General features: G+C 67.5%; 9 protein-coding genes, 1 tRNA gene and 1 pseudogene. 4 read left to right on the top strand and 7 right to left on the bottom strand.

Annotated features, from left to right (window positions below; genetic code table 11):
* Nucleotides 1–12: 12 nt before the first annotated feature.
* A complete protein-coding gene (locus Q0907_RS04560) occupies nucleotides 13–1743 on the bottom strand; it encodes a formylglycine-generating enzyme family protein (RefSeq protein ID WP_299342627.1) in 1731 nt (576 codons plus the stop codon).
* A gap of 229 nt (nucleotides 1744–1972) precedes the next feature.
* Between Q0907_RS04560 and rnd the strand changes: the two genes are divergently transcribed.
* Together rnd and Q0907_RS04550 are read left to right on the top strand one after the other, a co-directional pair.
* Nucleotides 1973–3082, top strand: coding sequence for a ribonuclease D (rnd, locus tag Q0907_RS04555; RefSeq protein WP_299342006.1), 1110 nt, complete (start codon nucleotides 1973–1975; stop codon nucleotides 3080–3082).
* Nucleotides 3083–3099: 17 nt separating this feature from the next.
* A tRNA-Ala gene (locus Q0907_RS04550) sits at nucleotides 3100–3175 on the top strand.
* A gap of 126 nt (nucleotides 3176–3301) precedes the next feature.
* Here Q0907_RS04550 and Q0907_RS04545 read toward each other — a convergent pair.
* Together Q0907_RS04545 and Q0907_RS04540 are read right to left on the bottom strand one after the other, a co-directional pair.
* Nucleotides 3302–6052 carry a TonB-dependent receptor gene (locus Q0907_RS04545; protein ID WP_296280205.1) on the bottom strand — a complete coding sequence of 917 codons (2751 nt, stop codon included), beginning with the start codon at nucleotides 6050–6052 and terminating at the stop codon, nucleotides 3302–3304.
* Between the two features lie 311 nt (nucleotides 6053–6363).
* On the bottom strand, nucleotides 6364–7980 hold the full coding sequence (locus Q0907_RS04540) for an alpha-glucosidase family protein (RefSeq protein ID WP_299342003.1): 1617 nt from the start codon (nucleotides 7978–7980) through the stop codon (nucleotides 6364–6366).
* Between the two features lie 371 nt (nucleotides 7981–8351).
* On the opposite strand from Q0907_RS04540, the gene Q0907_RS04535 reads away from it, so the two are divergent.
* Both Q0907_RS04535 and Q0907_RS04530 read left to right on the top strand, forming a co-directional pair.
* Nucleotides 8352–9737: an MFS transporter gene (locus Q0907_RS04535; protein WP_299342000.1), complete on the top strand. Its 1386-nt coding sequence runs from the start codon at nucleotides 8352–8354 to the stop codon at nucleotides 9735–9737.
* Nucleotides 9737–11412: pseudogene (locus tag Q0907_RS04530) on the top strand (alpha-amylase family glycosyl hydrolase). Before Q0907_RS04535 ends, Q0907_RS04530 begins: the two are co-directional and overlap by 1 nt.
* Before the next feature lie 160 nt (nucleotides 11413–11572).
* Here Q0907_RS04530 and Q0907_RS04525 read toward each other — a convergent pair.
* The 4 genes from Q0907_RS04525 to Q0907_RS04510 form a co-directional block, all read right to left on the bottom strand.
* The gene (locus Q0907_RS04525) at nucleotides 11573–12607 is read right to left on the bottom strand and encodes a LacI family DNA-binding transcriptional regulator (RefSeq protein ID WP_299342625.1); all 1035 of its coding nucleotides are present in this window, start codon (nucleotides 12605–12607) and stop codon (nucleotides 11573–11575) included.
* Between the two features lie 172 nt (nucleotides 12608–12779).
* Nucleotides 12780–13262, bottom strand: coding sequence for an OsmC family protein (locus Q0907_RS04520; RefSeq protein ID WP_299341997.1), 483 nt, complete (start codon nucleotides 13260–13262; stop codon nucleotides 12780–12782).
* A 78-nt stretch (nucleotides 13263–13340) separates the two neighbouring features.
* Nucleotides 13341–16598: an efflux RND transporter permease subunit gene (locus Q0907_RS04515; protein WP_299341995.1), complete on the bottom strand. Its 3258-nt coding sequence runs from the start codon at nucleotides 16596–16598 to the stop codon at nucleotides 13341–13343.
* Between the two features lies 1 nt (nucleotide 16599).
* Nucleotides 16600–17673 (bottom strand): efflux RND transporter periplasmic adaptor subunit, encoded by a 1074-nt coding sequence (locus Q0907_RS04510; protein WP_299341992.1) that lies wholly within the window; start codon nucleotides 17671–17673, stop codon nucleotides 16600–16602.
* Nucleotides 17674–17678 lie beyond the last annotated feature (5 nt).

The raw sequence follows: 17678 nt of genomic DNA, 5'->3' as shown, positions 1-17678 counted from the left end.
TCTCCCTGGCGGCTAGATGCCGCGAACGACGCGGAAGCCCACCCGCGCATTAGTCATATCCGAATCCGAGGACGAACGCCACGCGGCACGCGCCTGCGCCGGCGAACTGGCCCAGGAGCCACCGCGCACCACCCGCGACCGGCAGCCGGGATTGAACCACGCCGCGCCGTCGGCCGGCGCACGCCGGTAGCTGGCATGCCAGCAATCGCCCACCCATTCGCTGGTATTGCCGTCCAGGTCCTTCAGGCCGAAGGCATTGGCGCGGAAGCGCCCCACCGGCGCGGGGCCCCAATAACCGTCGCCATAGCCGACGAAGGCGTTGTTCCAGTTGCGTCCGCTGGGCGAGCGGTCGTTGCCCCCGGTGAGGTTGGCGACACCGCGCGGTGGCTGGCCGTTGCCCCACGGATAGCGGCCCTGCTGGCCGGCGCGCAGCGCGTATTCGTACTCGGCTTCGCTGGGCAGGCGATAGCCGTGCCCGGTCTGGCCCGCGAGCCATTCGGCGTAAGCCTCGGCGTCGTACACGCTCACGTGCAGCACCGGCATGTCGTCGCTGGCGGGCTGGCCCGCATAGTCGGACTGCCAGTCGACGCCACTGCGGCGCACGAAGTTGCCGCTGCGCTCGTCGTACACCACCGAGTGTCCGCGGCGGGTGGCGCGCGGGCGGTACTGGGTGGCCTCGACGAACCGGCGGAATTCGCCCACCGTCACCGGGTGCCGCGCCATGGCGAATCCCCGGTCGAATCGCACGTAATGGGCCGGCTTCTCGGCATCCGCCGCGCCGGCCTCGTCTTCGGCCGCGCCCATGCTGAAGCCGCCGTGCGGCACCACCACCATTTCGGGACCACGCCCGCCATGGTGCAGCGCGTCGGTGAAGGCCTGGCCGGGACGGAACAGGCCGTAGTGGGTCGCCAGGTCGATGCGCTGGCGGAAATCCGCAGCCACCCGGTCACCGGGTTCGGCGATGCGCAGCACCTCGGCCAACTTCACGCGCGCGTCCTTCAGCCCCAGCGCCGTCGCCAGATCGCGGATGCCGGCATCCCTCAGCGCGATGATCCGCGCCAGGCGGATGCCCTCCACGCGCAGGCGCGCATCGGCGACCGTCGGGGCGTCGTCGCGGACGGCGGCAGCATGTCCCAACCACGTGCGCGCGGTGGCGAAGTCACTGGCCTGTGCCGCCACCTCCGCCCGCCGGATCATCGCGCTTTCCACCGCGGCGATGCCCTGCCGCGCACGCGCCTGGCCCGGCTTCCACTTCAGGACTTCGCGGAAGCCGGCCAGTGCGCCGCCGCCCGCCTCGCCCAGGCTGCCCTCACGCAGCGCACGCTCGCTGGCCATGTTCAGGCGCGTGAGCTGGTCGGCTTCGTCCACCCGCGCCAGATACGCGCCCACCGCCGGATCGGCCGGCGCCACGGTGCGTGCCACGGCCGCGATCTGGCGGGCGCGGCGCAGCGACTCGGTCCGGTCCTCGGCATGGCGCACGGCCTGCGCGCCCTGATCCAGCAGGCGATCCAGACTGCGGTCCAGTCCCGCCTTCGCCCTCGCATCGTTCGCATCGATGTCGCGCAACGCAAGGTAGAGGGGAATGGCGTCATCGGGACCGTCGAACAGGCGCCCCTCGGACAGTGCATCCGCAGCGCGCTTGTGCGCCTCGGCGACGTCCTCGGGCGCCAGCGCCACCGGGGGCGGTCGCCAATTGAGCTCCTCGACCCCGCTGTCATCGCCGGTGACCGTGACACTGGGCATGCGCAAGGCATCGCGGGCCGCGCCTGCGTCCTGCGCCTCGGGCGCATCGCGCGAGCAGCCCGCCAGCCATGGCAGCGACAGCAACAATGCGGCGAGGATCGCGCGCAAACACCCTCCGTGATGGGAGCCTGCGCCCCCGTGAGACAATGCGGGCAGACACTACCTGCACAGCCCGGACCTTAGGTTATTGTCCCCTGACTGAGCAATCGAAGCATCACGCGGAGAACACGTGCCCCACTGGATCGACACCCCCGCCGCATTGGATGCGCACCTGCAGCGCCGGCCCACGCGGATCGGGCTGGATACCGAATTCGTGCGCGAGCGCACCTACTGGCCGCAGCTCGCCCTCGTGCAAATCGCCCTCGACGACGACGTGCTGCTGGTCGATCCGCTCGCGCCGGGCATGACCGCGGCGCTGCGCCCCTGGCTGCTCGATCCCGCGATCACCAAGGTCATGCACAGCGCCAGCGAGGATCTGGTGGCCTTCAAGGTGGCGTGCGATGCATTGCCGGCGCCCCTGTTCGATACCCAGATCGCCGCGGCGATCGCGGGCATCGCCGCGGGCCTGGGTTACCAGAAGCTGGTGGAACGCGTCACCGGCGTCGTGCTGGCCAAGGGCGAGACGCGCTCCGACTGGCTGCGTCGTCCGCTGAGCGAATCGCAGCTGCACTATGCCGCCGACGACGTGCGTTATCTGTTCGCCGTGCACGATGCCCTGCAGGCGCAGCTGGTCGCCAGCGGCCGTCTTGCCTGGCTGGAAGAGGACTGCGCGCGCTTCGTCGAGAATGCCGCCAGCGACGACGTCGAACGCTGGCCGCACCTGTCGATGCGCAGCGCACAGTTCCTGGACGCGGAAGCGCAGCAGCGGCTGGTACGCCTGCTGCGTTGGCGCGACAGGCAGGCGCGCACCAGCGACAAGCCGCGCAGCTGGATCCTCGACAACGAGCTGGCGGTCGCGCTGGCGCGCACGCCGCCCGCGGACAAGGCCTCCCTGTTGCGCCTGTTCGACACCCAGCCGAAAGCACCGCGCAAGCTGGCCGACGCGATCTGGCAGGCCCTCGACACGCCGTTGGACGACGAGGCCGCGATGCCGCTGGCCCGCACCGCCACCGACGGCGACAAGGCCCAGCTCAAGCGCCTGCAGGATGCGGTGTCGGCACGCAGCGTAGAACTCGGCTTGCCCGACGGCGTACTCGCCTCGCGTCGCTACCTGGAGGCGCTGCAGGAGTCCGGCCGGTGGCCTGCCGCACTGGCGGGCTGGCGGCGCACCGAACTGGCAACGGCCCTGGACCCCATCCTCGACCGTTCAGGCTTGGCACCGGCCGCGGCCGCGGGCTAGAATGGCGCCGCTCTTGTGGGGCCATAGCTCAGCTGGGAGAGCGCGTCGTTCGCAATGACGAGGTCGGGAGTTCGATCCTCCCTGGCTCCACCATCCAACACGAAAGGCCAGGCGAATGCCTGGCCTTTTTTGTTGCCTGCGCGCCGCTATCCGCAGTCTCCAAAAGAAAAACCCGCCGGCAGCGAGCCGGCGGGCTGGGAGAGCAAGGTGACGCGTGGATCAGAACTTGTAGTTGACGCCCAGCAGGTACGTGCGGCCCCACTCGATGTATTCCAGCGGACGGTCCTTGGTGCCGGCGTAGGTCTGGTAGGCCTCGTCGGTGAGGTTGCTGACCTGGAACAGGAAGCTCAGTCCGTTCAAGGCATGGCCGTCCGGGAACGAATAGCTCACCTGGGCGTCGGTGACGTCCTCGCCGACCACGTAGCGCAGGGTGCGGTCGCCGTCGAAGTTGCCGATCTCGCCGATGAAATCCGAACGCTTGCGCTGGCTGACACGCGCTTCGAAGCCGTTGCGCTCGTAGTACGCGGTGAAGTTGAACGTGCGCTCGGACAGACCCGGCAGCGCGATGTCCTGGCTGCCGACGCTGTTGGTGGACCCCGGCGGCGGCGGGATGGTGATGTCGCTGTCGTTGAAGCTCGCGCTGGCGATCACGCCGAAGCCTTCCAGCGCGTCGCTGAACAGGTCGAGCGGCAGCGATGCGGTCAGCTCGATGCCCTGCATCTTGCCGCCCTTGCCGTTGTAGGGCGCCGTGAAGCGACCGGTGCTCTGCGTCGGCGGCTCGCCCGGACCGGGCACGTAGTCGACCAGGAAGTCGCTGAAGTCGAAGCCGTCACGCGATTCCGTGTAGATGTAGGTGCGCAGGTCCTTGTAGAAGAACGCCGCGGCCACGTACGCCTTCGTGCCGAAGTACTTTTCGTACGACAGGTCGAAGGCGTAGGCGCGCCAGGGCTCCAGTTCCGGGTTGCCGCCGCTGCCGCCCGGCTCGCCGGTCGCGGTATTGACGCCGAACTCCAGCGAAGCGCGCAGCTCATCCACGCGCGGACGGGCCACCTGCTCGGCCAGGCCGACGCGCAGCGTCTGGTCGGCCGGCAGCGAGAACGCCAGGTTCATGCTGGGCAGCACTTCGGTGTAGGTCTTGCCACGCTCGACCGGCTGCACGTTGCTGCCCGCCGGCTGGGTGCTGTCCCAGTACCGCGACGTCGACGACTGGTCAACGTGCTGGATCTGCACGCCGATGTTGCCGCGCACCGGCACGGAACCCCATTCGGTATCGAGGTTTGCGCGTGCGAAGCCCGTGGAGATCTTCTCGTTGACGTCCCATGCCTTGGGAATCAGGTAGGACAGATCGTCGACAGGATTGAACGTCATGTAGCGCGCGACCGCAGCCGGCACGTTCCAGGACGGGATGTAGCCGATGCCGGCGAACCGCAGGTCCACCAGTCCGTACTGCAGGTCGGACCCGACGGCGGTGACGCCCTGTGCGCCGAGGTTGATGTTGCCCTCGGGCTGGCGCTTGCTCTTCTCGCGATCGGCATAGTTCAGGCCGACATCGAGATCGGTGAACCAGCCCAGCGCTTCCGGCAGCGGGAACGACGCCGCCAGCTTGACGCCCTTCAGTTCGTCCTCGACCTTCGGGGTCTTGCCGTAGCCCGAGCCGTAGATCGTGTTGGCCAGGAACAGCTGCGACGGATCCGAGTAGTCGAAGCCCGGGTTGATCTGCGAGAAGCCGCCCGAACGGAACGTCAGGTCCACCGAATCCAGCTGCGGCGCCGGCAGGCGCTGGGTGTTGTTCTCGAGGTTGATCTCGTCGCGCTTGGTCTTCGACCAGCTGACGTCGGCGGTCAGGCGCACCGAACCGACATTGAACTCGTTGTTCCAGCCGAAGGCGTTGATCTCGTCTTCGCGGTAGTTGTACATGCCGCGCACCAGCGGGTACACGTTGTTGGCCGTGCCGCCGGTGAACGTGTCGTTGCCGTTGATGACGGGGTTGTCGACGTCCAGGCGACCGTAGCCGCCGTTGTAGTCGCCGATGTGCACTTCGAACTGGTTCGCGGTGCTGACCTGCTCGGCTTCGGAGTGGAACAGGTCCAGCGTGCTGGTCCAGGCGTTGGACGGACGGAACTGCAGCGTGGCCATCACGCCATCGCGCTTGGTTTCGCCGGTTCGGCGCAGCGCCTTGATGCCGTCGGAGTAGAACGTGCCTGCCGGCACGCCCGGGCGCCAGTTGTCGCCGATGGCCTGCCACGGCTCATACAGGCCGACCTGGTTTTCCTGGATCGGCGTGGTCGCGTGCGAGTAGCCGATCGAGAAACCGAAGGTGCGCGCTTCGTTCTGGGTGATGTAGCTGGCGTTGATGCGCTCGCCGTAGCCGGACGCATCGGCGGCATTGCCCAGCGAGTTGCGCTGGCCGCGGATGCCGACGGCGCCGACCGGTGCATCGAAGCTCAGCGGACGCACGGTCTGCATGTCGACGGTACCCGACAGGCCCTGGCCGACCAGGCCGGCATCGGGCGTCTTGTACACGGTGACGCCGCTGACGAGCTCGGACGGGTACTGGTCGAACTCGACGCTGCGGTTGTCGCCGGTGCTGACCATCTCGCGACCGTTCAGCAGCGTGGTGGAGAAGTCGGGCGACAGGCCACGCACGCTGATCACCTGCGCACGGCCGGCGACGCGCTGCGCCGCGAGGCCAGGCAGGCGCGCCAGCGATTCGGCGATGCTGACGTCAGGCAGCTTGCCGATGTCTTCGGCCGAAATGGCTTCGACGATGGACGTGGAATCGCGCTTGACCGAGATCGCGCTCTCGATGCCGCGACGGATGCCGGTCACGACCACCGTATCCAGCTCGGTGGCATCGGCCTGTTGGGTCTGTTGTTCGGTCGTGGCGGCGGTCTGGGCGTTCACACCGGTCGCGGTGAGCGCGATGGCAGACGCCAACGCCGCGCTCAGCAGGTTGCGCTTGAGTTGCATGTTCCCCTCTCCAAGGACGTTGTATGCGACGAACCGGGTGCGTCGCGCCATGCGATCGCCCGGGTCTTACACGCCGGGACACGGGGCCCCGGAACGTGCGGCCATGGTAGTGGCGCACGCAGTCGCACAAATCGCCCTGCATACGTATTCATGCATATTTCCGCGACCCGCCGTAACGCGCGTTCCGTACGGAAAAACAGGCGAAAGCACGGCATCGCCGGCATGCGCGCGCAGGCGTCGGGAAGGTCCGTCCACGACGCCACGCCCACGCGCATGCACGGTGGGTGCGTACCGTTCGAAAAAGGAAAATGTCAGCGCGCGCGTGCGAAGAACACGCCGCGGGGCGGCAAAGACAACCGTGTTCCCTCCAGCGACACCCGCGGCAGGCCGTGACCGTCCAGCGCGTCCACCGACATGCCTTCCGGCAGCGACCAGGTGACCGGTTGCGCCGACAGGTTGAAGACCGCCAGCACGCGCTGCCCGTCCGCTTCGCGCACGAAGGCGAGGACGGGTTCCTGCGCGTCGAGGAAACGGATGCTTCCGCTTCTCAGTGCGGGCTGCGTGCGTCGCCACGCGAGGAAGCGGCGCACGAGGTTGAGCACCGACGCGGGATCGGCGTCCTGCCGGGCGACGTTGATGGCGCGGTGTTCGTCGGGAATCGGCAGCCACGGCGACGCCCGGCTGAAGCCGGCCTCGTCTCCCCCGTCCCATGGCATGGGCGTACGGCACCCATCGCGCCCCTTGAAGTTGGGCCAGAAGGTCTTGCCGTAGGGATCCTGCAATGCTTCATACGGCACGTCCGCTTCCGGCAGGCCCAGTTCCTCGCCCTGGTAGAGGCAGACGGAGCCGCGCAGCGAGCACACCAGGGCCACCAGTTGTGCGGCCAGCGCGGGCGAAGCATCCCCGCCTCCCCAGCGCGTCACCGCGCGCTGCACATCGTGGTTGGACACGGCCCAGCACGGCCAGCCTTCCACCATCGCCGCTTCCAGCCGTTCGACGGTGCCGCGGATGTAGGCGGCGCTGCCGTCCTCGGTCAGCAGCTCGAAGCTGTAGCCCATGTGCAGGCGCTGGTCGGTGACGTACTCGGCCGTGGTGGCCAGTGAATCTTCGGACGATATCTCGCCGAGCGCCGCGGCGTCAGGATATGCGTCCAGCAACCCACGCAGGCGCTCCAGGAAGGGAATGTTCTCGGGCTGCGTGTTGTTGAAGTAGTGATACTGGTAGGCGTACGGGTTGTCGGGACTGAATCCGCGGCCCACGCGCTGGTCTTTCGGCTTGGGAGGATTGTCGCGCAGCTGCGCGTCGTGGAAGCAGAAGTTGATCGCATCCAGGCGCAGGCCATCGACACCGCGGTCCAGCCAGAACTGCACGTTGTCCAGCGTGGCCTGTTGCACGGCCGGGTTGTGGAAGTTCAGGTCCGGCTGGCTGGCGAGGAAGTTGTGCAGGTAATACTGCTCGCGACGCGGTTCCCAGCGCCATGCAACGCCGCCGAACAGCGACATCCAGTTGTTGGGGGGCGTGCCGTCTTCCTTGGGATCGGCCCATACGTACCAGTCGGCCTTGGGATTGTCGCGGCTCTCCCGGCTCTCCTTGAACCACGGGTGTTCGACCGAACAGTGGCTCAGCACCTGGTCGATCATCACCTTGACGCCCAGCGCGTGCGCCTTGGCCAGCAGGCGATCGAAGTCCTCCAGCGTGCCGAACAGCGGGTCGACATCGCGGTAGTCGGCGATGTCGTAGCCGAAGTCGGCCATCGGCGACTTGAAGAATGGCGAGATCCAGATGGCATCCACGCCCAGCCCGGCGATGTAGTCGAGCTTCTCGACGATGCCCGGCAGGTCACCGACGCCATCCCCGTTGGTGTCCAGGAAGCTGCGCGGGTAGATCTGGTAGATCACCGCGCCACGCCACCAGTTGTTCTTCGTCATCGATGCACCCGTCGCAATGCGTAACGCACCCCTCCGGTGCGCTCGGCGGGCGCCACTATTCCACGCCGTGCCGGACTGCGTGCGCGCGGGTCGCGGTCGCCACGCATGAATACGTATGCAGATCGGCACGACCCGCGGCGATACGCCATTCGCGCCATCGCACCCCGACCACGCACTCCCTGTCGCAAAACCCATGCGTGCCAACGGTTTGCATGCATCTCGCAGGCGATGGCATCGCAAGGATGGGCGGCAACTCGCGCCTGCGTGTTGTTTGCGGTGCAGCATGGAATCGGACGCGCATGTCGGCAAGATGCCGCGACGTTCGCCATCGCGCGCGCACTTCCACTGAAACACGCAACCCAGGGATCCGAATGACCGCCAAGCCCCGCCTGTCCTTCTGGCAGATCTGGAACATGTCGTTCGGCTTCCTCGGCATCCAGTTCGGGTTCGCGCTGCAGGGCGGCTTCATGTCGCGCATCTTCCAGACACTGGGGGCGGAAAAGGATGCACTGCCGCTGTTGTGGATCGCCGCGCCGTTGACGGGACTGCTGGTACAGCCGGTGATCGGCTACTTCAGCGATCGCACTTGGCACCCGCTGCTCGGGCGGCGCCGACCTTATTTCCTCGCCGGCGCGATCCTGAGTTCGATCGCGCTGGTGTTCATGCCGCACTCGCCGACCCTGTGGATCGCCGCAGGCCTGCTATGGGTGCTGGATGCGAGCATCAACATCAGCATGGAGCCCTTCCGCGCGCTGGTGGCCGACAAACTGCCGGAGAGCCAGCGCTCCTACGGCTTCGTGCTGCAGACCTTGATCATCGGCATCGGTAGCTGGGTGGCCAGCAACCTGCCGTGGTTCATCACCCGGTTGGGCGTGTCCAACGAAGCGGGCCCGGGCGTGGTGCCGCCCTCGGTGAAGATCGCCTTCGCCATCGGCGCCTTCGTGTTCATGGCCAGCATCCTGGTGACCATCCTCACCACGCGCGAATATCCGCCGGATGATCTGGAGCGGTTCAAGGCCGAGAAGCGCGCGCAAGGCAACGTGGCCAGCGAGATCGTCCGCCATGTCGTCCACATGCCGGCGCAGATGCGCCGCCTGGGCGTGGTGCAGTTCTTCAGCTGGCTGGCGTTTTTCGCCATGTGGAGCATGGCTACGCCCGGCCTGACCGAACACGTGTTCGATTCGGCCGCACCGGATCCGGCGGCATTCGACATGACGGTGCCCGCGCAGGCGGCGGCGTTCCAGTCGGCCAACGGCGCCTTCCAGGACGCGGCGGACCTGGTGGGCTCGTACATGGGCTACTACGGCCTGTCGTCGATGCTGGTGGCGCTGCTGCTCAGCTTCTACGCCGCACGCCTGCCGCTGAACCGCAAGGCCGTGCACGCCGGCTCGCTAGTGCTGGGCGGGATCGGCTTCCTGTCGATGTGGTTCGTGCCCCACCCGTCATGGCTGATCGGGTCGTTCGCGTTGGTCGGCGTGGCCTGGGCCAGCATCCTGTCGATGCCGTACGCCCTCCTGTCCAGCCATGTTCCGGCGGAGAAGATGGGCATCTACATGGGCATCTTCAACATGTTCATCGTGGTGCCGCAGATCGTCGCCGCGACCCTGCTCGGCCCGGCCCTGCGCCACTTCTTCGACAACCAGGCGATCTTCGCCCTCGTGATCAGCGGCGGCAGCCTGCTGCTTGCCGCCCTCTCGCTGGCCGGCGTGCACGAAGCCGCCGACGCTCCCTCTTCCGCCCCGCCGCAGGTGCACTGATGCGTTTTCCCGCCCCCCGCCCGCTCGCCGTGTTGCTCGCAGGCCTGCTGTGCGCGCCCACGCTGGCGTTCGCCGTCGTTCCCGTCGACGAGGTCTACGGCACGACCGAACCGTTCGCGAAAGAGGCGGTGTACTTCGTGCTGACCGACCGCTTCGTCAATGGCGATCCGTCGAACGACCATCGCGACCAGGGCGGGAAGCACCCTACCTTCGATCGCCCCACCCCGGGCGTAGCGACAACATCGGCTACCTCGGCGGCGACTTCAAGGGTGTGCTGGACAACGCCGGCTACATCCGCGACCTCGGCTTCACCTCGGTATGGGTCACTCCCATCGTCGACAATCCCGATGAAGCGTTCACCGGCGGCGAGGAGGTGAAGTGGGAAGGCATGTTCACCGACCGCGGCAAGACCGGGTACCACGGCTACTGGGGCGTCAACTTCTACAAGCTGGATGAACACCTGCCCAGCGAAGGCCTGGATTTCGCCGGCTTCACCCGCGCCATGAAGGATCAGAAGCTCGACGTGGTGCTGGATATCGTCGGCAACCACGGCTCGCCCGCGTACTCGATGCCGAAGATGCAACCGCAGTACGGCAAGGTGTGGGACAAGGACGGCAAGCTGATCGCCGACCACCAGAACCTGGACCCGGACAAGCTGGATCCGCGTCGCAAGCCGATGCACGCCTTCTACAACACCGGCGGCGGCCTGGCGCAGTTGTCCGACTTCAACGAGAACAACCCGGCGGTGATGGAGTACCTGGTCGGCGCGTACGAGCAGTGGATCGACCAGGGCGCGGCCGCGTTCCGCGTGGACACCATCGCATGGATGCCGCACGCGTTCTGGAAGGAATTCGCCGACCGCATCCGCGCGAAGAAGCCGGGCTTCTTCATGTTCGGCGAGAACTTCAACTACGACGCCGCCAGCATCGCCGGCCATACCTGGGCCCGCAATGGCAGCTATAGCGTGCTGGACTTCCCGCTGAAGGCCAAATTGACCGAGGTGTTCGAGAAACCGGGCACCAGCTACGAGGAACTCGGCAAGGCGCTGTACCTGGAAGACGGTCCGTACGCCAATCCGTACGATCTCATGACGTTCTACGACAACCACGACATGGCGCGCATGAAGGCCGCGGACACCGGCTTCATCGACGCGCACAACTGGCTGTTCACGGCGCGCGGCATCCCGGTGATCTATTACGGCTCGGAAGTGGGCTTCGAGCGTGGCAACGCCGAGCACGCCGGCAACCGCAACTACTTCGGCCAGGAACGCATCGACGCGGCACCGCAGAGCCCGATCTTCGCCCCGTTGAAGCGCATCGCGCAGCTGCGCCGCGAAACACCTGCCCTGCAGCGCGGCTTGCAGCTCAACGTACGCCTGAAGGGCGACCAGGCGATCTTCTACCGCGTGCTCCAGCACGAAGGAACCACCCAGACCGCCCTGGTGCTGCTGAACAAGGCGGATACGCCGGCAAAGATGTCCGTGTCCGAGTATCTCGAGCCAGGCCAGTGGCGCGACGCCTTCACCGGCAAGACCCAGCGCGTGCGCAACCGCCTGCAGGCGGACGTGCCGGCCCACGGTGTGCGTGTGTTCCTGCTGGATGATGCGATCAACCGGCCCGATACGCGGGCACGTCTCGCGGAGCTGATGGCACGCAAGTCGCCGAAGGCGAATTGAACCAATGCCTTCTGTGGGAGCGACGCAAGTCGCGACCGTCAACCAGAAACGACCTGTACGCGCGTCGGCGCGCTGGAGAGGGCACGTTCCCGGAGACGGGGAACGCCAGCAGAGCTGATGGCGCGCGGTCCCGACTTACGTCGCTCCTACAACCGCAGACTCACTTGGCAGCGGTCGATCCGCGCAGCGCCAGCTTCACCGGAATGGTCTGGCTTTCCGCCGGTTCACCATTGATGAGCGCCAGCAATGTCTCGACCAGCAGGGCGCCCGCCAGCTTGGTGTCCTGTTGCACGGTGGACAGGCCGGGATTCATGAAACTTGCCAGCGGGATGTCGTCGAAGCCGGCCACAGCGACATCGTCGGGCACGTGCCGGCCGTGTTCGAGCAGCGCCTTCATCGCGCCGACGGCGATCAGGTCGCTGGCGCCGAAGACGGCGTCGAACGTCGCACCACTCGCCAGCAACGTGCTGGCCGCCTCGTAGCCGGATTGCTCGGTCGTGATCGCATCCACCTGCAGTGCAGGGTCTGCCACCAGACCGGCGGCTTCGAGCGCCCGGCGATGGCCGAGGTAGCGTTCGAAGAATTCCGGATAGTGGTTGGACGCATGTCCGAGGAACGCGATGCGGCGGCGCCCCTGCGCGATCAGGTGCGCCGTGATGTCATGGCCGCCCTGGGTGTTGTCGCAACCGATCGAAACCCCCGGCGTACCGGGCTGCACGGCGCCCCAGCGGACGAAATGCGTGCCCTGCTCCACCAGCCGCTCCAGCCGGCTGCGGGCTTCCAGATAGTCTCCATAACCCAGAAGGATGATGCCGTCGGCCTTCTTGCTGTCCTCGTAGTCGGCCTGCCAGTCAGTCGACAATTGCTGGAACGAGATCAACAGGTCGTAGCCGCGCAGTGCGCATGCACGGGTAATGCTGCCCAGCATGGACAGGAAGAACGGGTTGATCGCCGATTCGTCGGGCGTGGGATCTTCGAAGAAAAGCAGCGCCAGCGTTCCGGAATGCTGCCGGCGCAGGTTGGACGCGTTCTTGTCCACCTTGTAGTTGAGCTGTTCGGCGATGGCGAGGATGCGCTTGCGTGTTTCCTCGTTGACCATCGGACTGCCCCGCAGGGCGCGCGACACGGTGGGCTGGGACACGCCCGCGAGGTGGGCGATGTCCAGCGAGGTGGCCTTCCCCTTGATGGGCGCGATCACGGACGGCTTCGGATACGGACGGCGGAGGACAGGATCATGCCACGCCGGGCCGCAGGCGGCGATCCGGTCGGGGCCTCCCCTTCCGCCGTGGGAGCGACGCAAGTCGCGAAAGGGCGCCGGCAGCGCCTCATCACGACGTACCTCGCTCCCCCAAGAGCGGGCTCGCAGCTCAGGGCGTGCCCTGGTCCGTTCGAGTCGCACCGTGCAGCTGCACGCCATCGGCGTCGGTGATGCTGACGGAGACCTCGATGCCGTGGCGCACGCTCTCGGTGACCACGCAGAAGTTTTCGAACTGGGCCAGGATCCGCTCCAGCGAGGCATGCGTCGCCCCCGCCTCGGCCAGCCGGATATCGGCATGGATGTGTCCCACGCGCAGTCGACCCTGTTCGTTCCGCACCAGTTCGGCGGTCGCGTGGGTCACCAGCTTGCCCGGCGCGTTCTTGAACTTGCGCAGGGCGAACAACAGGCTGGCCGACAGGCAGTTGGCCACGGCCGACAGCAGCAGGCGCGTCGGGTTCGGACCTTCGCCCTTCCCCAGCGGCTCGGGCTCGTCGGTCATGAGGTCGGCGATGGTCGTCTCGTCGAAGCGGATGCGGAAGGCGTAGTCGTCTTCCTGCTCCAGGGTGAGGCTGATGTGCTGGGTGTCACTCATGGTCGGCTCACGCGGAGTACTCGAGGGTGAGGCCAGCATACGGCACGGGACGCCTGTCCCGGGTGACCGACGGACGCATCACCGCGCCTTCCCTGCAAGCCGTTGCTTGCGTTGCAGCAGCCCGTAGTACAGCAACGGGATCACCACCAGTGTCAGCACCGTGGATACCAGGATGCCGAAGATCAGCGAGATCGCCAGGCCGTTGAAGATGTGGTCGTCCAGGATGAAGAACGCACCCGCCATCGCCGCCAGCGCGGTCAGCGCGATCGGTTGCGCACGCACCGCGCAGGCGTCGACGACCGCCGACTCCAGTGACTGCCCGCGCTCGACCAGATGGTTGATGAAGTCCACCAGCAGGATCGAGTTGCGCACGATGATGCCCGCCAGCGCGATCATGCCGATCATGCTGGTGGCGGTGAACTGCGCGCCCAGCAGGGCGTGGCCCGGCATCACGCCGATCACGGTCAACGGGATGGGCGCCATGATCACCAGCGGTACCACGTAGTTGCGGAAGTAGGCCACCACCAGCAGGTAGATCAGCACCATGCCGGCCGCGTAGGCGATGCCCATGTCGCGGAAGGTCTCGTAGGTGATCTGCCACTCGCCATCCCACTTGATGCCGAAGGCGGTGGTGTCGGGGGGCTGGCGGATGAAGAACTGCGCCACCTGCTGTCCGTCGATGGCGTTGTCGGCGATCTGGCCTACCAGATCGAACATCCCGTACAGCGGACTGTCGACCGTGCCGCTCTCGTCACCCATCACGTAGACCACGGGCAGCAGGTCCTTGTGGTGGATGGCACCGTCCCACCAGGTGGAACGCGCCCGCACCAGTTCGGACAACGGCACCAGTTGGCCATTGCCGCCGCGTACCCGCAGCGCGAGCAGGCCGTCGAGCGACGCCTGGTCGGCCAGCGGCAGGCGCAGGCGGATGGGGCGCGGATACTTCGAGCCGCCATCGATCACGTGGGTGGCGTCCAGTCCCGACAGGCCCGCGGCGATCGTCTCGGTGATCGCCGACTGCGGAACCCCCAGGCGCGCCGCGCGCACGCGGTCGATCACCAGGATGTCGCGACGCGCATCGGCTTCCACGCTGGTGTCCACGTCGACGATGCCGTCGGTGGCCATGAAGCGCTGCTCGAGCGCCCGCGCCACCTGCCGCTGGCGCGCGTAGTCGGGCCCGTACACCTCGGCCACGATCGGCGACAGCACGGGCGGCCCGGGCGGCACTTCCACCACCTTGACCGACGCGCCATGGCGACGGCCGATCGCGTCCACCTGCGGGCGCAGGGCGACGGCGATCTCGTGGCTCTTGCGCTCGCGGTCGTGGCGGTCCACCAGGTTCACCTGCAGGTCGCCCACGTTCGCACCCTCGCGCAGGTAGTACTGCCGCACCAGCCCGTTGAAGTTGATCGGCGCGGCCGTACCGGCGTAGCCCTCGTAATGCAGGACTTCCGGCGTGCGGTCCAGCACGCCGGCGAGTTCGGTCAACAGGGCGTTGGTGTCCTCGAGCGTGCGGCCTTCGGGCAGGTCGACCACGATCTGCAGTTCGGACTTGTTGTCGAACGGCAGCATCTTCAGCACCACCAGCTTGAACACCGCCAGGCTGGCGGCCAGCGCCACCAGCACGGCCATCGCCACGAACAGCAGGCGCCGGCGCCGCGCACCCGTGCCGGCATCCAGGAAGGGCGTCATCACGCGCTCGAACAGGCGATGCAGGCGCGCGGCCATGGTGCCTTCCGCGTGCCCGTGGGCAGCGCCCTCACCCGCAGGCGCGACCGCATGCCGCTTGAGCAGCTTCAACGACAGCCACGGCGTGACCACCAGCGCGATCATCAGCGACAGCAGCATGCCGACCGAGGCATTGATCGGGATAGGCCGCATGTACGGCCCCATCAGGCCGGTGACGAAGGCCATGGGCATCAACGCCGCGATCACGGTGAAGGTGGCCAGGATGGTCGGACCGCCCACTTCGTCCACCGCGGGCGGAATGGCCTCGGCCAGCGACATGCCGCCCTGCGCCATGTGCCGGTGGATGTTCTCGACCACCACGATGGCATCGTCCACCAGGATGCCGATGGAGAAGATCAGCGCGAACAGCGAGACGCGGTTGAGGGTGAATCCCATGGCCCAGGACGCGAACAGCGTGACCGCCAGGGTCAGCACCACCGCGCTGCCGATCACGATGGCCTCGCGGCGGCCCAGCGCGAACAGCACCAGCAGCACCACCGAGCCGGTGGCGAAGACCAGTTTCTTGATCAGCGTCTGCGCCTTGTCGCTGGCCGTCAGGCCGTAGTCGCGCGTGGTCTCCACCTGGATGCCGTCGGGAATCACGCTGCCACGCAGCGCCTCCACCCGCGCCAGGGCGGCGGATGTGATGTCGGCCGCATTGCTGCCCGGCTTCTTGGCGATGGCCAGCGTCACCGCGGGCGCCACGCCACTGGAAGGTCCCGAGCGTTTGGCGGGCGCACCGTGCCACACGTAACTCGACGGCGCATCGGCCGCATCGCGGACCGTCGCCACGTCCTCCAGGCGCACCGGCTGGCCACCCGACACGCCCAGCACCAGGCCGGCGACGTCCGCGCGATCGGCCAGGAACTGGCCGGAGGTCACCTGCACCACCCCGTCCGCACCGACACGCTCACCCGCCTGGCGCGCCAGGTTGGCGGCCTGCAGGGCCGCGGACAGATCATTCACCGCCAGGCCATGGCTGGCCAGTCGCGCCGCATCGAGCTGTACCATGACGGCACGCTCAGGCGCACCCAGGGTGAATACATCGCGCGTGCCGGGGATGCGCTTGAGTTCGGTTTCCAGCGTGTGGGCCACTTCGGCCAGGTCGCGTGCGCCGCGCTGCGGATCGTCCGTCCACAGGGTCAGTGCCATCACCGGCACGTCGTCGATGCCCTTGGGCTTGATGATGGGCTGGCCCACGTCGAGGTTCGCCGGCATCCAGTCCTGGTTCGAGAACACCTTGTCGTACAGGCGCACCAGCGCGGGCTGGCGCTTCACGCCCACGTCGAACTCCACCGTCAGCACAGACATGCCGGGCCGGCTGATCGAATAGGTGTGCTTGATCTCCTCGATCTCGGACAGTTTCTGTTCCAGCGGATAGGTCACCATCTGCTCGACCTGGTGCGCATCCGCGCCCGGGAACGGCACGATGACGTTGGCCATGGTGACGTCGATCTGCGGCTCTTCCTCGCGCGGCGTGATCATCACCGCCACCAGCCCCAGCAGCAGGCCGAGCAGCGCGAGGATCGGCGTCAGCGGATTGGCCTGGAAGCTGCGCGCGATGCGACCGGAGATGCCTAGCCGCGGGGGGTTCGGGAGCGATGCCATGTCAGTCGTCCTTGCGCGCCGCCACCAGCGCCTGCTGCGCGGCGACAGGATCGGTGGCGATCCTCTCGCCGGGTTTCAATCCCGAGATCACGTCCACCTGGTCGCCGGCCGCATCACCCAGCCTGACCTGACGCAACGACAGCCGCCCGTCCCTAAGAACGTACACCGCCGTCACCTCGCCGCGGCGCACCAGTGCGCTGGTGGGAACGCGCGGGAATGCTGCGCCCTTCACGGCCGGGAACACCACTTTCGCGGTCAGCCCGGGTTGCGGCGGCACATCGAGCGCCGGCAGCTGCACGCGAATCCGCACGGCGTGGGTGGACGCATCCGCGGCCGGAAAGACGGTGACGTCGGCGGCATCGATCCGGCGCCCATCGTCGAAGGTGACCACGGCGGTGGGGTCGGCCCGGACCGCCTCCGCTTCCGACTGCGGCACCGCCACTTCGATGCGCAGGGCGCCCGGTGCGAACACGGTCATCAGGGTCTGGCCGATGCCGACGCTCTCGCCCGGCTCGATATCGCGGGTGGCGACGATGCCCGCGTAGGGCGCGCGCACCGTGGTGTAGTCGGTCTGCTGGCCGGCGTTCGCCAGTTGGGCGCGGGCGGCGTCGCGTGCGGCGGCCGCCGAATCGCGCGCCATCCGGGCCTGGTCGAGCTGGGCCCGGGAGACGAACTGGTCCTTCGCCAGGTTGGCGAAGCGCCGGTAGTTGGCTTCCGCCTCGGTCGCGGATGCTTCGGCCGCGCGCAACTGGGCGCGGGCGGCGTCGACACCGGATTGCTGTTCGACCGCGCTGAGCCGTACCAGCACGTCGCCTGCCGCCACGCGGTCGTTGACGTCGCGCGCCACGGCGACCACGCGCCCGTTCGTCTGCGCCGACAGCGTGGCCTGTTGCACGGCTTCCACCACGCCCTCCCAGGCACGGCCGCCCGCCGCATCGGAAGTCTTCACCTGGAACGTCTGCAGTCCCTCGATGCGCGCGGCAGTCGGGGCGGGCTCTTCGCGCCCGCACGCGGCAAGGGCGGCCACCAGCAACAGAGGCAACAACGGGCGCGACGACATCGCGATGCGGCTCACGGCAG

This window comes from uncultured Pseudoxanthomonas sp. (assembly GCF_947498795.1).
GTDB lineage: Bacteria > Pseudomonadota > Gammaproteobacteria > Xanthomonadales > Xanthomonadaceae > Pseudoxanthomonas_A.
The sequence above is the reverse complement of the archived record's forward strand: the minus strand, read 5'-3'. Positions and strand labels throughout refer to the sequence as shown.